Here is a 14,505-nt window from a genome sequence, read left to right as displayed (position 1 = left end):
GGTCAGAAGATGGGTCGATGGTGACCTCATGTTCGAGCGATTCACCACTCAGGCCCGCCACGTCGTCGTCCTCGCCCAGGAGGAGGCCCGTGGACTCGATCACAACTACATCGRCACCGAACACCTCCTGCTCGGCCTGCTCGGCGAGACCGACGGGATCGCCGCGCGCGTCCTCGCCGAGATCGACCTGTCGATCGACATGACCCGGTCACGTGTCGTCGTCGCCGTCGGACGGGGCAAGAAGCCCCTCAAGGGCCACATCCCGTTCACTCCCCGGGCCAAGAAGGTCCTCGAGCGGTCGCTGCGGCAGGCGCTTGGCCTGCGGCACAACTACATCGGGACCGAACATGTCCTGCTCGGCCTGCTGGACCTCGACGAAGGTCTGGCCGCGACGATGCTGGAAGAGTGGCAGGTGGACAGCGGGGCGCTGCGCGCGCGAGTTCTCGAGCTCATCGCCGCGGAAGGGGCCGACAAGGCGACCGGACGGCGGCCGCGCGGTGCGCTCGCCGACGTCGACAGCGGCATCCTCGGCATCGAGGAGGAGCCGCGCCGCACCGCGGCGGCGATGGCCGGCATCTCGGGCGCGAACGGCTATGCCGGTCCTGACCCGGTCGGCTCGCACCATCTGTTGTTGGCCCTGCTCAGCGACCCCAGCAACGCGGCGACCAGGACGCTGACAGGCCTCGGCGTCGACCTCGCGGCCGCCCGTGAGGCCCTGCTCCGCGCCGAGCTGACCGGCACGTCGGACGAGCTGCCGGAAATAGCCGGGCGCCGCGGGATGTCGCTGCGCCTGACCGACTCGGCCGTCGTGGTGGAGGCCACCGATCGCCGACTGCTGGGCCTGGCTCGCCTCGCCTTCAGCGCACTGAGCAGCCACCGGGCCTCCCAGGCCTCCCAGGACTCCGGGCCGGTGGCCGCTGCCACCGCTTCCTCGGACACCGACGGTGACCCCGCCGCCGTGCCGTCGCTCAGCGGCACGGATGCCTTCGCCGGCAGCCTGTCCGCCGTGTGGAAGACACTGGAGGCCAGCCTGGAGGACATCCGTTCCCGCGCCGCGGCCGCGGGACGACCACCTGCCTCGTCAGACGGCACCGACGAGACGACCACCGCACGGCCCGACGACGAGCGGCCCGCGGGGCCCTCGGTGAGTTCCGGGCGACCGTCGTGACGAGGATTGAACGTCTTTGAGCTTGCGCCGCACAGACCGACTGGCATCGGCCAAGCAGGACCGCGACTGCTTTTCCGAGATCCGCACGGGCCGCCGATCGTAAGTGCAACGCGAAACTCCGCGAGCGCTACCCGCCAGCCAAGGCCGCGTGGCAGCGACTTCGGGGGTGATTCTTCACGGGGTGGTATTGCGAAGAGACCGTTCCTTGTCTGGGCAGGGGTCACGGAAGTAGTTGACCGGTTGCCAGGCGCCGCGGTCGATCCGCGCGCTTGAACGGTCCGCTTCAAGGGCGGCCTCGATGAGCTGGTCGGTTCCGAGGGGAACGGCGGCCATGTAGACCAAGCCGACGTGGCGACACAGGGTGGGATCGTAGTCGTGGTTTTCCGGTGTCTCGCCGGCCACCACGGCCAAGTCCTCGATCGTCCATCCCAGTGGCCCCGCCATGGCGTAGAGCTGTTTTGGGGTGTGGCAGCGTCCGCTTAGCATTCCCCGTATCGTCGACTCAGAGAGACCGCGAACGGAAACMGGTCGGCCGCGAGGCCACGATTACGGATCAGGCCGCTGAGGATGTCTGGAAACCTGTCGGCGTTGGACGTCGCCCCGCTCCCTGCGGGTGGCGACTCGGGAGGCGTCGGGTTCGAGTTCCGCGCAGGCAGAGCCCGGATGAAGTCCTCGAGTGCCGCCAGCTCCGTGTGCTGGCAGAACGTCACCTGGTAAGCGAACTCCCTCACGACGTCTGGATCGTGGTTCGAACATGGTCACGCCTCCGTTGCGGCGAGGACCTCGGCGAGGTCGCTGGCGACATGGGAATCTTTCCATGACTCGGGATGGCCATGGCGCCGCGTGCCAATTATTGATGGTCTCAGGCGTGGCCGTTCTGGAGGTAGAGGACGTTTCCGCTGTCCAATGCGGTCAGGGCCGCTTGAACACGTCGCCATTCGTAGGGGCGTAGGAGTTGTGCAGCCTCGTCCCGGGAGCAGAAACGGGCCGCGGCCAGCTCAGGGTCCACCGGACGGAGGTGTTGGGCTTGGTCGGCGGACAGCGTGCCGCCGTTGAACACGAAGGCCACGAGGTCGTCCCAGGGGCCGTGTGGTGCGACCCAGTCGACGCAGAGCAGTTCGCCGATATGCAGGTCGAGATCTAGTTCTTCCTTCAGTTCTCGACGTAGCGTCTCTCTCGGCGGTTCGTTGGCTTCGGCCATGCCGCCTGGCAGGTCCCAGCCTGGCTTGTAGGTCGGGTCGACCAAGAGCAGGCGGCCGGTCTCATCCTGGATGACGGCGTCGGCGGAGACCCGCTTGCGGGCCTGCCGGGCGTTGCCCTCGGCGAGATGCGCGAACTCGGCCGGGTCTCGGCCGCGGTAGCTGTCTTCCCACTCCTGTTCGATACTCACGACGCCTCGGCTGCTCGGTGGGCGGGCAAGGTGGATGTGACGCGATCGAGGAAGTCATCGACGGCCGTCACGTTGCTGTGTGGTTCGAGTTGGCGGCCGAGTCCCCGAAGTTGGCTGACCACTCGGTCCGAGGCCAGGCGTGTCGCCGCGTCGAGCACCTGCGCACCGGTGTCGCAGGCGGCATCGAGATCACCGCGCCCAAGGTGGACGGTGGCCAGGGTCAGGTGGGTGAGGGCTCGGCTCCGTGCCCGGTCCGGAGTGCGTAGCTCCAATACCCTCAGCGCCTGACGTTCGGCGGCGTTCCAGTCGTTCAGGTCGCGCAGGCAGATGGCTGCCTCGGCTGCGAGCGCTRCTTCGTCGAAGGGGCTCAGCCATTCGTGCCCACCGGCTGTCGCACGGTTCAACTCCCGCTCGGCGTCCCACAACGCGGCCAGGCACTCGGCCGACGCGCCCATAAGCGCGTTCCCCCGAGCCTTCATCGCGCGCAGCCGGCTACGTAGCTCCCCGCACTGCTGGTCATCCGGCACCAGCGCGAGGCCCGCGTCGGCCAATCGGACGGCTTCGCGGGGATGGTCATTCTCCAAGGCTAGGTGACTCTGGCTGACGAGCGTCTGAGCGCTCAGCGCCTGGTCGCAGGCCGCGGTCGCCAGGCCGAGGGCCTGGACGAAGTGCTGGGCCGCGAGGTCGCCTCGGTTGTCGTCGTGGGCAAGCCACCCGGCCATGTCGGTCAGCGAGGCCGCCGCGGAGAAGACAGCCGACGGCGGATACACATCGCCAACGAGCTGCGGGGCAACCTCGGTCTGGATGAACCTGACCACGACGGGGTACAGCCGGCCGCCTCCGAGCTGCCGGTCGGCGGTGCGGAAAGCCAGCACCGCCCACCGGATCGTCTCCAGCGTTCCACCCGAGGCGAATACCGACGTCAACGACTCGACGCGTGAGGGCATCTCCCGCCGCGTTGCGACGGGTGCCGGTCGCAGTCGTGGTCGTCCAGGAAGGTCGAACCACAGGAGGTGAGGAGGTAGCCGCAGCATCCGGGCCCAGTGCGTCAGCCGGTCAAGGTCCCGGACCGGCGGGCCGCTTTCGATTCGGCTCACCTGGGCCTGGGTCAGGCCGAGCCACCGACCAAGCCGTTCCTGGCTGATGGGTCTGCGGTGGTGAGGGTTCATGCGGTACGCCACGGACACCAGCCCGATGTGCTGAGCAGCAAAGGCGTCGCGGAGTTGATCGGTGTGCCAGAACTCGTCCGGGAGCTCCGGCGCCTCGTCCTGTTCCAAACGGCCGCGGCGCAGGCAGCGAGCACAACGGGAGCCGGCGTTGTCGCGTGCCAGACGGCCTCCGCAGGAGTGGCAGTACCGGCCGGGTGCGGCGTCCATATCTCGCCTTACCTGCTCCCCATCGTGGTCGTCTGAGTGTGCTTGGTCGGCAGTGTAAACCTCGTTGATTACGGGAGGTGGAATTCCAGCGCCGTCATGTATGGGCGTCATACGTGGCTCGGCATGGCCAGCTCTCTGTGACGCGCGCACGCTTGGGCCAGGCGTCCGGGTCGGGGCAGGAAAACTCCTCGGCCTCGGGTGTCAGCCAAAGGCCTGGCGGATGGAGGCAGCTGTGGACATAAGACCGCCCGCGGCATCACCTGATAGGTGTCGCGTGCGGCGCCAGCTTGGACCGCGGACACTCGCGCTCGTCGACCACGGCGATGGGCCGGCACTCGCGTGGGTCAGGCTCTATCGCAACGACGGCCACAGTCATCGCGACGCCGAGAAGGCCGCTTTCGCCGAGGCTGACCATGACGGCGTCGCGGCCGGAACGAAGAACTACGGTGTGGGGTGGTGAATGCGTGACCGGGCGGGGGACCGACGTCAGGTCAGGCCCAATGGCACGGTGAAGGTGTCACCGGGAATGGAATTGGCCGATCTGGTGGTGCAAATAGCAGGTCTGCCGAGTGGTTCGGTTTCATCGGTGGATTTGGAGACGTCGGCGTCGTGCGGCCTTCGGTCCGACAGACGGCTCGGCTCCCGAACGGGAGATCTTGGCGGYCGTCGTCGGGACACTGACACCACAGATCGTCGCCGGGTAATATTAACTCGACATGACGCGTGCGCCATGTCGATGATCTAACGGTATTGCGGAGAGGCTACCGGGCGGTGCCGCCCGGACACCGGGTCTTCCTGTGGAGAGCCATCATGAGAAAATGGCCATCTCTCGTCTACCGTATGAACCTTCCACTCGGAGCCTTTCTCATGTCACTGCCCGCAGACCGTTGGATGATCGAGCACCCCGCCTGGCTGCCCACAGAGAAGGGGGCGCACCGCGTGTTCCTGCTGCCCAGTGGGGCCGTTCTGGCTGAGGTGAAGCGTGATGCTCTCGTGCTCACCGCGCTCGACGGCGACGAGACGGAACCGGCCGGAGATGTGTTCACCCTGCCGGAGGGCGCCGCCGCGGACGTGCCCGAGCTGGCCAAGGAGCTCACGGGACTCGGCCAGGTGGGACGCCTGCGCAATCCCTCCCTGTGGGAAGCGCTCGGGACCGCGATCATGCGCCAGGTCATCCGAGCGGCCCAATCCAAGGCGCTCTTCCGTGCGCTGTGCACAATCCATGGCCGGCGTGTGATGCTGCCGGACGGCAATTCTTACGCGATGTTCCCCACGGCCGAGAAGGTCCTCGAGCTGGACGACGAACAGTTCTCCAAGTTGGGGCTGGCCTTCAAAAGACCTGTGCTGCGGTCGGCCGCCAACGCGTACGTCACCCACGGCGATGACTGGGCCGGTCTCTCCCCATTGGAACTGGTCGACGAATTGCAGAGTGTTCGTCGCGTCGGACCGTGGACTGCCGGAGCCGCGGTCGCTGACTATACGAATCGCTGGGACCTGTACTCCTACGCCGACCTGGCCGTACGCACCTGGGCCGGGCGCGCCGCTCCGTCACACGTCTGGTTCCACGACGAGCGTGCGTTCGGCGCCCAGTGGCGCCACCTGGCCGGCGAGCACCTTTCCTCCCTTACCCTGCTCACCCTCGCTTGGGGATCGCACCATGGAGACATCGGATGACGGCGCCGTCTTGGGCGCCGACCTGAACCGTCCACTCGACGCCCTGTTCGTCAACGCCCCGCTACGTGACTACAGCCACCGACCCCGGGTGAACGACTTCACCCTGCCGGTTCTGGGCATGGCCTATATCGCGACCTATACGGCAGCTCAAGGATTCAATGTCGGTGTTCTCGATGCCGAAGCCATGGGCCTCGGTATCAAAGAGACGTGCCACCTTGTCAACCGCCTCGGTCCACGCTGGGCCGGATTCAACCTGCTCGCCCCCACCTACGAGGTAAGCGCCCAGATCGCTGCCGGCCTCGATTCCGGCATCATGGTCATGGTCGGCGGCCATCAGGCAAAGGCTATGCCCGACACCATCATCACCGACCCCCGCTTCGCGGCGCTGGAGGCCCTGTTACTCGGCGAAGGCGAAACGCGCGTAGCGGAATTGCTTCGAGACAGGCGTTCGCGTGCGGACCTACCTGGCGTGATGTGGCTCGATCCCATCCTGCGCAGGCCCGTCACCGGCGGCGGTCCCGGAGCCGGCCACCATCTCGCCCCGGACGTGGACCGTCTGCCTTTCGTCGACCGTCGCTTCCTGGTCAACGACCCCTACCCGGCCCCGGACGGCAGGGTGGAGGCCAACATGGTCGGCGCCCGAGGCTGCCCGTATGACTGCTCCTTCTGCGGCGCTGCCGTCAGCGCCAACCCGGACATCACCATCCGCACCCGCACGCCCGCCGGCATCATCGCCGAGATGGAGGCGCTCCACGCCGCCCACGGCGTGACCGCATTCCGCTTCGTCGACGACCTCTTCCTCGGATATGAGCGGTTCATCCGCGAGTGCATGAACGCCTTCACCGCCGCCCGCCTCGGTGACCGCTTCGTCTGGGATGCCACCGGCCGGATCAACGTCCTGCACCGGGCCGACGACGCCCTTCTCGACCTACTCGCCGCCAACGGCCTGCGGGAAGTCGCCCTTGGCGTCGAGTCCGGCAGCGAACGGCTGCTCAGGTACATGGGCAAGCGGATCAGCCCGGAGATGACTCGCTCCGTGATCCGACGCCTCACCGAGCGCGGGATCAACGTCAAGGGCTACTTCATCCTCGGCTTCCCCACCGAGAGCCGAGAGGAGCTGGCCGCCACCGTCGGCCACGTCCGGGAGCTGTGGGAGGAGGCTGATCGCAATCCGGGAGACTTCCGGGCCTCCACGTTTGAGTTCCGTCCGTATCCCGGCACGCCGGAGTGGGACCGCCTCCTCGGCACAGGACGCTACGAGCCCGCGCAGCTGCTGGCCTACACCGCCGTGGACCTCACCGAAGGCGGTCTCGACGAAGCGATGCGCGGCCGGGACGAGTTCAACTTCTCGGTCAACATCCAGTTCGGCGGGGCCTCCGTGGACGAGGTACGGGCCGCCCTGGTGACGCTGTCCCGCGACCAGCACGCCCGCTCCAGCATCCGCCGATGAGCCGGGGCTTCTTCCCGCCGTCGACAGACCCAGAGGCGTAGCCAAGAGCACCATCACAGCCGCCCCGGCGCTAGCGCCGGGGCGGCTGCCGAACCCGAAGGCACTGGCCACGGCCTTTCTGGTGCACGACATCGGGACTCAGCCGGGCGACGAGGTGGCCATGGTGTCGGCGGCGTCGGTGTCGTCCCTGCTGGTCGGCACCTGCACCGCTCTGTCCTGGGTAGCTCGTACCAGGGAGTCGTATGTCTCTGCGGTGCGCACTGCCTCGACGCCCAAGGACGTGACGAACGCTGCCAGCTCGTCCTGGACGACCGTGGCCGGCTGGTCGTCCGGCATCATCCGTTCCAGCTCCAGGAAGRTCCCTACGCCTTCGACCTCATCCAGGCACAGTGTCGTGTCGCCATGCCGGCCGGTCCGCCGGGACTTCGCGACACGCACTGTGACCCGATAACCCATACGCAGGGATTGCCTCGTGCATCTGCTGACGGTTCACGACCTCCGTCTCGTACTCAAGACAGTCTTGCGCATTCGCGCCAGGCTGCTTGAGCGCGAACCAGTGGCGGCCGTCCACCGTGCGCAGCCGCAGGAAAGAAACCCCGATCTTGCTGTCACYGAACGACCAACCCGACGGGGCATAGGCCTGGTCATCCTGGTACACCGCCGCGCCGAGGTGGACGCCCCGGACTCTGAGAGTGGCGAGCAGCGCTTCGACGTTCTCCACGGAATACTTGACCTCGACCTCGCGCACAGCATCTCCCTTTTGGACCGCGGAGCAACGGGGAAAATTATAGCGAGAGGGCTGTCAAATTGAGTGACGGGGTAGCGGGAAATCATTCTCCGTGTACACTCTCGGCTCGCGACCTTCGCGCATTCAGTTTGATTGTTCAGCGGACATGGCATCACGTTGCCTGGCGGGGCGCGTGTCCACTTGGACCGCTTCGGCCGTCGCCTCGCCGTGGTGTTGTCCATGGCGTGGGCGGCCCGGGCCTACTCGATGCTCAACCTGTTGGTGGCCTGAGCGCGGCGGCGCGTGTCTGGTGCCCGTRCTCAGAGGGCCGCGATGGTGGTGATGGTGCCGTCGGGCCCGATACGGCGGATCCTGTTGTTGCGATTGTCGGCGATGTAGACCGCCCCGGTGCGGTCCACGGCGATGCCCGTCGGGCCGCTGAGTATGGCTCCGTTCGCTGGTCCGCCGTCGCCGGAGAAGCCTTCCTGGCCGCCGATCCCCGCGACCGTGYGGATGATCCCGTCGGTGCCGATCTTGCGGACGGTCTTGTTGGCCTGGCTGACGAGATAGAGCGAGCCGTCGGGCCCGAACGCGAGGAAGGGCATGGCTATCTCCGCGTCGCTGGCCGGGCCTCCTTCGCCGGAGCGGCCCRTCAGATCAAACATTCCGCTGGTGCCGGCGATGGTGGTCAACGTGCCGGCGGTGTCGATGCGCTGGATGGTGGAGCTGCCGTGGTTGCTGAAGTAGAGGGCGCCGTCGGGGCCGAAGGTGATGCTCTCGGGGTTGAAGACCCTCGCGGACGCGGCCGGAGCCGGGCCCAGGGTGAAGTCTTCCACGCCGTTGCCGGCGAGGGTCGAGATGATGCCGTCGGGGGTCACCTCGCGGATGCGGTTGTTGTCGCGATCGGGAATGTAGATCGTGCCGTCACCGGACACGGCGATGTCCTGGACGATGCTGATCGCCGCTTCGGTCGCCCGGCCGCCGTCACCGGAGTAGCCGTCGACGCCCGATCCCGCCACCACGCTGACCGTGCCGTCGACGGCGATTTTCCTGATCACCCTGTGGATGACGTCGGGGATGTAGAGATTGCCGGCGTCGTCCCAGCGGACCGTGCCGAAGGCGTGTACCGGGAGCGGCTCGACCTTTCCGTCGGGCGTGATCCGGTCGATGGTGAAGCCGCTGTAGATGTCGCTGGACGCGCGGCGGCTGACGTACAACGTGCCGTCGTCGCGCACCGAGAGGAACCACGGTTCGCCCCCGAGCCTGACCGGCGGCCCGGAGTAGGCGGGCCCAGCGGCGGCCCGCGGCGGGGCGGGCGGCCGGAGAGCCGCGGCGGGGGTCGGTGCGGGCGCGGAGGACACAGCCGGGGCCGACGCCACGGCCGGTGTGGCGCGCGGCGAGTCCTTCGAGCTGAGCATGATGCCGCTGGTCACGCCGCCGGCCGTGAGAACGACGACGGTGCCGATGACGGCCGGGATCAGCCAGGGGCGGTGCCGCCGCGCCGGGCCCTCGGCGGCGAGCACCGGGCCCTCGGCGGCGAGCACCGGGCCCTCGGCGGCGGGGACAAGGGGCGTGGCTCCTGCCGGGGGCAGGGTGGCGATGGGCGGGCCGGCGGGCCCGGGCTCCGGCGGGGCCCAGACCGTCGCGCTGGGTTGGCCGCTCCAGTGGGCGCCGTCAGGCGGCGTCCAGCCGGCTCCCTGGGGGAGATGCGTGCCGTCACCGGGTGCCGAACCAGCCGTCACGGTCGTCTGCGCTCCCTTGCTCGTACCCGGTCGACCTGCCATTTGGCAGTAAATGTCGAAAGTGGCCGGATGCTAGCGCACGCGCGGAGCGAGGAGGTGTCAGGGCCTGCCGGCGTGCGGCCAGGACACGCGGCGCCGCGGGCCCTCACCGGTGACGGGCCGCGAACGCGGCGCGGGGAACGTGGCTGGACCACTCGCATCGACCCGGCGGTCATTGTCGCCGCCTCAGGTAAATCGCTTGCCGTGCCTGGTGGGTTCCGGGAGGGTGGTCGCATGATGCTCTGACCGATAGCGCCAGTTCCGCGCGTGCCGATCCGCGCCGCGCGCCTCGGTCGTGTTCTCTCTCCGTGGAAAGAGCGTCTTTCTTGTCTCAGCCACACTTCGGCCGGATTTCCTCATCACGGCCCGATCCGGCGCGGCCATGACGGTCAAGGACTCGGCGACGGTCACCATGTTCGCCTCGCCCGCGAGCTGGATCGAGTCGGACGCCGTCGCGCAGTGCCACCAGGTGGCCGCCCTCGAGGGCATGATCCATGTGGCCGGGATGCCGGACCTGCATCCCGGGAAGGGCGCCCCGATCGGCGCGGCGATGGCGTCGAGCGTGCTGTACCCGCTGTTGGTGGGATCTGACATCGGTTGCGGTATCGCCGTTTTCCCCATCAGGCTCGGCCGCGCCGCGCCGGAGAAGCTCGCGAGGCGTTTCCCGGATCTCGACCGCGCGCTCGATCCCGAGCGGGATGCCGACGACCCGGCCTGGGACGTCGCCCGGGATGACATTCCCGCGGGCCATGAGGAGGGCCTCGGGACGGTCGGTCGAGGTAACCATTTCGTCGAGCTGGCGCGGGTCGCCACCATCGAGGACCCGGGGCACGCGAGCCGTCTCGGGCTTTCCGCCGGTGACCTGGTGCTTGTCGTCCACAGCGGCTCCCGCGGGCTGGGCGAACGGATCCTGCGTGCGCACACCGAGGTTCACGGCGCGGGCCCCGCTGCCGACCCCGTCGCCTACCTGGCGGCGCACGACGACGCCGTGCGCTGGGGGTCGCTCAACCGCCGGCTGATCGCCGCCCGGGTCGCCCACGCGCTGGGCGCCGAGCCCACCGAGGCCGTCGTCGACCAGTGCCACAACCTGGTCGAGATCCACGACGGGGTCTACCTGCACCGCAAGGGCGCGGCGCCCGGGGACGGCCGTGACGTGCTCGTCGCCGGCACCCGTGGTACCGCCTCCTACCTGGTGGCCGCCCATGCCGGGGCGGCGGCCAACCATTCCGTGGCGCACGGCGCGGGCCGCAAGATGTCGCGCGCCGACGCGCTGCGCCGGGGCCGGGCCAAGCACACGGTCGAACAGCTGCGCCGTACCCCGGTGGGGTCGGTGGTGGTCTGYGGCGATCGTCAGCTCCTGTTCGAGGAGGCCCCGACGGCCTACAAGCGCATCGAGCAGGTGATCGCGGACCTCGTCGGCCACGACCTGGCGACCCCCGTGGCCACCACGATCCCTCTCGTCACCTACAAGACGCCCGACCTCTCGGACCGCCAGATCCGCCACAACCGCGAAAGCCGCCAGAACCGCGAGAGCCGCCGCGAGCGAGGCCGGCGCTGACCTCGATACAGATCGCCCGCGGGTGACCCGCGGGTCACCCGCGGGCGAGTGGCAGCAGCAGCGCCACGGCGGCGGGGAGGTCGGCGGGCCGTTCGACGGCGGTGGGCAGGTCCGCCCAGCCGGGGCCGACCGCGACGAGCACGGGTCGGTGCTGGTCGTGCAGGCATGCCTGAAGCTGGTGCGGATCGGCGGTTGTCCGCGCGTGCGACCAGATGACGACGGCGGTTGGCCGGGTTCGGCGGACGGTTTCGGTGAGCGCCGTCGTGGGGACCCTGGGGCCGAGCAGGCGGCTGGGCACGTCGTGTTCGGCCAGGGCGGCGGCGAGTGCCTCGAGAGGCAGGCTGTGCTGTTCCTCGGCGGCGCACGCGAGCAGCAGCCGGGGCGGTCGTGCGCGGTCGGTGGGCCGGGGCACCGTGGCGAGCGCCTCGGAGACGCATCGGGAGAGCAGGTGCTCGACCTCGATCAGTCCGCCGGTGGCGGCGTGCCGGTGCCCGAGGCCGGCGAGTACCGGCAGCAGGACCTCGTCCCAGGCGCCGGCGACTCCTCGTTCCTGGATGGCCGCGGCGATGATCTCGCGCATCGCGAGCGTGTCGAGCCGCGTCGCGGCGCGGGCGAGGCCCCGGGCGGCGGGGTCGGCTCGGCCGACCGGGACCGTACGGCCGCCGCCGTCGCGGACGACGGTGGGTGAGCCCCTGGGGGAGGGATCCCCGGCGAGGGCGGTCCGGGCCGCCTCCGCGGCGGGAAGGCCGCGGGCGGTGAGCCGGGCCATCAGGTCGAGCCTGGCGATGTCGGCCTCGGTGTAGCGGCGGTGTCGCCCGGGGGCGTGCTGGCTGGGTCCGAGCCCGTAGCGTTGATGCCAGGTCCGCAGGGTGGTGACCGCGACGCCCAGCCGGCGGGCGACGTCACCGGCGCTGGCGGCGTCCGGCTCGTGTGTCCACTGGCCGGTCATGACTCGCGTTGGCTGGCCGCGGCGATGAGGTGGCCAAGCGCCTCGCGGGTCGCCGGGTCGAGCGGAGCGTCGTCGACGGCGGCGAACGCGCAGGCCACCCGCTCGGAGATCATCCGGTCCAGCTCGGCCGCCGCGCCCGTACGGGTGAGCAGCGCGGCCAGTCGTGGCAGATCCTCGGGAGCCCGGCGGGCGAGCAGCCGCCGCAGCTCATCGGCCTCGGCACCGGTGGCCATGGCGCGGGCGAGTTCCAGCAGCACGGTCGACTTGCCGCGGGCGAGATCCTCGCCGACCGGCTTGCCGGTGACGCGCGGGTCGCCGTAGACGCCGAGCAGGTCGTCCCGCAGTTGAAACGCCTCGCCCACCGCCATCCCGTACCGGGTGTACGCCCGCGTCAGCGGACCGTCGACGGCCGCACCGCCGAGCACGGCTCCGTAGATCAGTGGTCTTGCCACCGTGTAGCTCGCCGTCTTGAGGCGTGCGACGCGCAGCGCGCGCCCGATCGAGGACGATTCGAGCGCGCCGTCGCCCAGCAGGTCCAGGAACTGCCCGGCGATCGCCTCCAGGCGCATGCGGTCGTAGCCCCGCCGAGCGGCGATCAGCGTGGCCGCGGGTAGGTCCGCCCGGCTGGCGAGCCGATCCGCCCAGACCATGCACAGGTCACCGATGAGGATGGCGGTGCTGCGCCCGAACTCGTCCGGGTCGCCGGGCAGCCCGAGGGCGATGTGCCGGCCAGCGGCCGCTCGGTGCGCGGTGGGCAGGCCGCGCCGGGTGGCCGAGGCGTCCATGACGTCGTCATGGACGAGCGCGCACGTGTGCAGGAGCTCCAGCGCGCCCAACGCCGGAAGTACCGATGTGGCGGCCCGTCGCGGCCCGACGGCGCCGCGCCACCCCCAGAAGGCGAACGCGGACCGAAGACGCTTACCGCCGCCGAGCACCATCTGCCGCGCGACGGTGACCATCACCTCGAGGCCGGGGTCCAGGCTCGTCAACGACGCCGCCTCGGCGTCGAGGAACTCGGTCAGCAGTCGGTCGACGGAGGTGGCGATCTCCCCGGGACGGGGTGACACGGTGCCGCCCACGTCGGGGATCGACCTGATGAGGGCGTCCTCTGTCACGCCCACACCGTACCCGCGTCGACGGGTTGCGTCGATCTATGCGTCGAAATGCAAGTGAAGATGATTATGCCGAGGCGCGGTGGGTGACGGTGGCGGCGTGGGCGGCGGTGGGGGTGGGGGTGGCGGCGAGCCAGGGCGAGCCAGTATCCACGGCTCCGGCCGTGCTGGGCGGGGCTGATCGCGGGTTCTGGCGCGGTACGGGCCTGGGGACTACCTGTCCAGCAGTACGGCGCCGAGGAGGAAGGCCAGAATGCCGACCACGGTCAGCGCGCACAACGCTTGGCCGAAACCGGTGAGCGCGCGGAACGACGGGGCGAGCTGGAACAGGAACAGCATCACCGCGGTGAGCAGGAGGACTCCGGCGACGATCGGTATTCCGAGCAGGAAGAACACGAAGGTCACCGCGTCGTGGCCGTGCAGGGAACACCCGAAGCCGATCCCACTGCACTCCCCTCCGCGAGCGGGGGCGGCCGTCGCGTACGCGAAAGTGAACGCTGCGAGATATCCGGCGACGACGAGAGCGACGGCCCAGGTATAGGCAGATCCGCGAGGCCGCTCGCCGCCGTCCTGGTCGCCGGCGTACAGGTCGTCGACATCATTCATTGTGGCCTTCAACCGTCGTGGATGGGTTCGCGCGGCGGGAAATGCCAGCGGTTGGCGATGGTGTGTGACGCGGATCAATCACCTGGCACACCACCTCGACAAGGATCAGGCCCAGGGGCTGGGCCTTCCGTACGAACCCTCGCGGGCCGGCACACCCATATCGTCCGATCCGTCACTGCTGCCGGAAAGTGTCCAATTGCATAGGCTGGAGGCATGTCCTGAGCGTTCTCGCTCATCACTGGCTAGTACGGCAGCAACAGTGATCGCCGGTGGTCTCAGGCCGGCGCGGCGGCCGGCTGCGCGGCGCGGATGCGCCGCCGGTAGTGGTWGTAGCGCGCCATCGCCTGGTGGCGGCGGCRCCAGGTCGACCACCACAGAACGACAGCCGGTGGCATCGCGACCTCGCGGAGCAGCCCGAAGATGTGACGGATCTCGTTGAGCGTGAACGGAATCATCGTGTTCCTGTCCGGTCTGACTGGTTCGCTGATCGGAATTCCGTGGGGGAGACGCTCGTATCCCACCGCCGACCTCCCGCCGCCGATGGCTGGCGGATGTTTCTCACGGCTCTGCGCCGCGCTCACGGCGAGCCACGCCTGCGCGAGCATCGCAAGAGTGATGTGCCGGTACCAGGCACGGTAGAGGCGGACCTGATAATGGTCGAGTCCGACCTCGTTCTTACCGGCCTGGAAACACTCCTCTACGCCCCAGCGACGG

At 69.2% G+C, this 14,505-nt stretch carries 14 protein-coding genes and 1 pseudogene; 5 read left to right on the top strand and 10 right to left on the bottom strand.

Going from position 1 to position 14,505, the window contains the following annotated elements:
- Nucleotides 1–28: 28 nt before the first annotated feature.
- Nucleotides 29–1,168, top strand: a complete 1,140-nt coding sequence (locus tag BL253_RS33440) for a Clp protease N-terminal domain-containing protein (protein WP_076821528.1) — start codon at nt 29–31, stop codon at nt 1,166–1,168.
- Nucleotides 1,169–1,342: 174 nt separating this feature from the next.
- Here the strand turns inward: BL253_RS33440 and BL253_RS33435 are convergent, their stop codons facing one another.
- From BL253_RS33435 to BL253_RS33420, 3 genes are all read right to left on the bottom strand, one after another.
- Nucleotides 1,343–1,573, bottom strand: coding sequence for a hypothetical protein (locus BL253_RS33435; RefSeq protein WP_158230469.1), 231 nt, complete (start codon nt 1,571–1,573; stop codon nt 1,343–1,345).
- Between the two features lie 457 nt (nt 1,574–2,030).
- Nucleotides 2,031–2,558, bottom strand: a complete 528-nt coding sequence (locus BL253_RS33425; RefSeq protein ID WP_076821523.1) for an NUDIX domain-containing protein — start codon at nt 2,556–2,558, stop codon at nt 2,031–2,033.
- Complete coding sequence (locus BL253_RS33420) at nt 2,555–3,376, bottom strand: NsdA family TPR-like regulatory protein (protein WP_158230468.1); 822 nt, start codon at nt 3,374–3,376, stop codon at nt 2,555–2,557. Before BL253_RS33420 ends, BL253_RS33425 begins: the two co-directional genes overlap by 4 nt.
- A gap of 832 nt (nt 3,377–4,208) precedes the next feature.
- On the opposite strand from BL253_RS33420, the gene BL253_RS33410 reads away from it, so the two are divergent.
- The 3 genes from BL253_RS33410 (at nt 4,209) to BL253_RS33400 (ending at nt 7,058) form a co-directional block, all read left to right on the top strand.
- Nucleotides 4,209–4,394, top strand: coding sequence for a hypothetical protein (locus BL253_RS33410; RefSeq protein ID WP_076821517.1), 186 nt, complete (start codon nt 4,209–4,211; stop codon nt 4,392–4,394).
- A 407-nt stretch (nt 4,395–4,801) separates the two neighbouring features.
- Nucleotides 4,802–5,608, top strand: a complete 807-nt coding sequence (locus BL253_RS33405) for a DNA glycosylase family protein (RefSeq protein WP_198946503.1) — start codon at nt 4,802–4,804, stop codon at nt 5,606–5,608.
- Entirely contained in the window at nt 5,592–7,058 is a 1,467-nt protein-coding gene (locus tag BL253_RS33400) for a B12-binding domain-containing radical SAM protein (RefSeq protein WP_076821515.1), read from the top strand. Before BL253_RS33405 ends, BL253_RS33400 begins: the two co-directional genes overlap by 17 nt.
- Nucleotides 7,059–7,196: 138 nt before the next feature.
- On the opposite strand, the gene BL253_RS44940 is transcribed toward BL253_RS33400, so the two are convergent.
- The 3 genes from BL253_RS44940 to BL253_RS33385 form a co-directional block, all read right to left on the bottom strand.
- On the bottom strand, nt 7,197–7,514 hold the full coding sequence (locus BL253_RS44940) for a CYTH domain-containing protein (protein ID WP_274535288.1): 318 nt from the start codon (nt 7,512–7,514) through the stop codon (nt 7,197–7,199).
- Nucleotides 7,435–7,806 carry a CYTH domain-containing protein gene (locus tag BL253_RS44935; RefSeq protein ID WP_076821511.1) on the bottom strand — a complete coding sequence of 124 codons (372 nt, stop codon included), beginning with the start codon at nt 7,804–7,806 and terminating at the stop codon, nt 7,435–7,437. The genes BL253_RS44940 and BL253_RS44935 overlap by 80 nt, the downstream gene beginning before the upstream one ends.
- A 299-nt stretch (nt 7,807–8,105) precedes the next feature.
- Nucleotides 8,106–9,527, bottom strand: coding sequence for an NHL domain-containing protein (locus tag BL253_RS33385; protein ID WP_131831640.1), 1,422 nt, complete (start codon nt 9,525–9,527; stop codon nt 8,106–8,108).
- 421 nt (nt 9,528–9,948) lie between these two features.
- Between BL253_RS33385 and BL253_RS33380 the strand changes: the two genes are divergently transcribed.
- Entirely contained in the window at nt 9,949–11,124 is a 1,176-nt protein-coding gene (locus BL253_RS33380; RefSeq protein WP_076821507.1) for an RNA ligase RtcB family protein, read from the top strand.
- Nucleotides 11,125–11,158: 34 nt separating this feature from the next.
- Here the strand turns inward: BL253_RS33380 and BL253_RS33375 are convergent, their stop codons facing one another.
- From BL253_RS33375 to BL253_RS44260, 4 genes and pseudogenes are all read right to left on the bottom strand, one after another.
- Nucleotides 11,159–12,073, bottom strand: a complete 915-nt coding sequence (locus tag BL253_RS33375) for a MerR family transcriptional regulator (RefSeq protein ID WP_076821504.1) — start codon at nt 12,071–12,073, stop codon at nt 11,159–11,161.
- Nucleotides 12,070–13,188 carry a polyprenyl synthetase family protein gene (locus BL253_RS33370; RefSeq protein WP_241835366.1) on the bottom strand — a complete coding sequence of 373 codons (1,119 nt, stop codon included), beginning with the start codon at nt 13,186–13,188 and terminating at the stop codon, nt 12,070–12,072. Before BL253_RS33370 ends, BL253_RS33375 begins: the two co-directional genes overlap by 4 nt.
- 210 nt (nt 13,189–13,398) lie before the next feature.
- A complete protein-coding gene (locus tag BL253_RS33365; protein ID WP_076821502.1) occupies nt 13,399–13,791 on the bottom strand; it encodes a hypothetical protein in 393 nt (130 codons plus the stop codon).
- 275 nt (nt 13,792–14,066) lie between these two features.
- Nucleotides 14,067–14,505, bottom strand: a pseudogene (locus BL253_RS44260) (IS701 family transposase); the annotation flags it as partial.

The organism is Pseudofrankia asymbiotica, assembly GCF_001983105.1.
GTDB lineage: Bacteria > Actinomycetota > Actinomycetes > Frankiales > Frankiaceae > Pseudofrankia > Pseudofrankia asymbiotica.
This window is presented reverse-complemented; position numbering and strand designations above follow the sequence as displayed.

Coding starts and splice junctions, on each gene's coding strand:
- BL253_RS33375 (WP_076821504.1), bottom strand. CDS start 12,073: ATGACCGGCCAGTGGACACACGAGCCGGACGCCGCCAGCGCCGGTGAC.
- BL253_RS33400 (WP_076821515.1), top strand. CDS start 5,592: ATGGAGACATCGGATGACGGCGCCGTCTTGGGCGCCGACCTGAACCGT.
- BL253_RS33405 (WP_198946503.1), top strand. CDS start 4,802: ATGTCACTGCCCGCAGACCGTTGGATGATCGAGCACCCCGCCTGGCTG.
- BL253_RS33365 (WP_076821502.1), bottom strand. CDS start 13,791: ATGAATGATGTCGACGACCTGTACGCCGGCGACCAGGACGGCGGCGAG.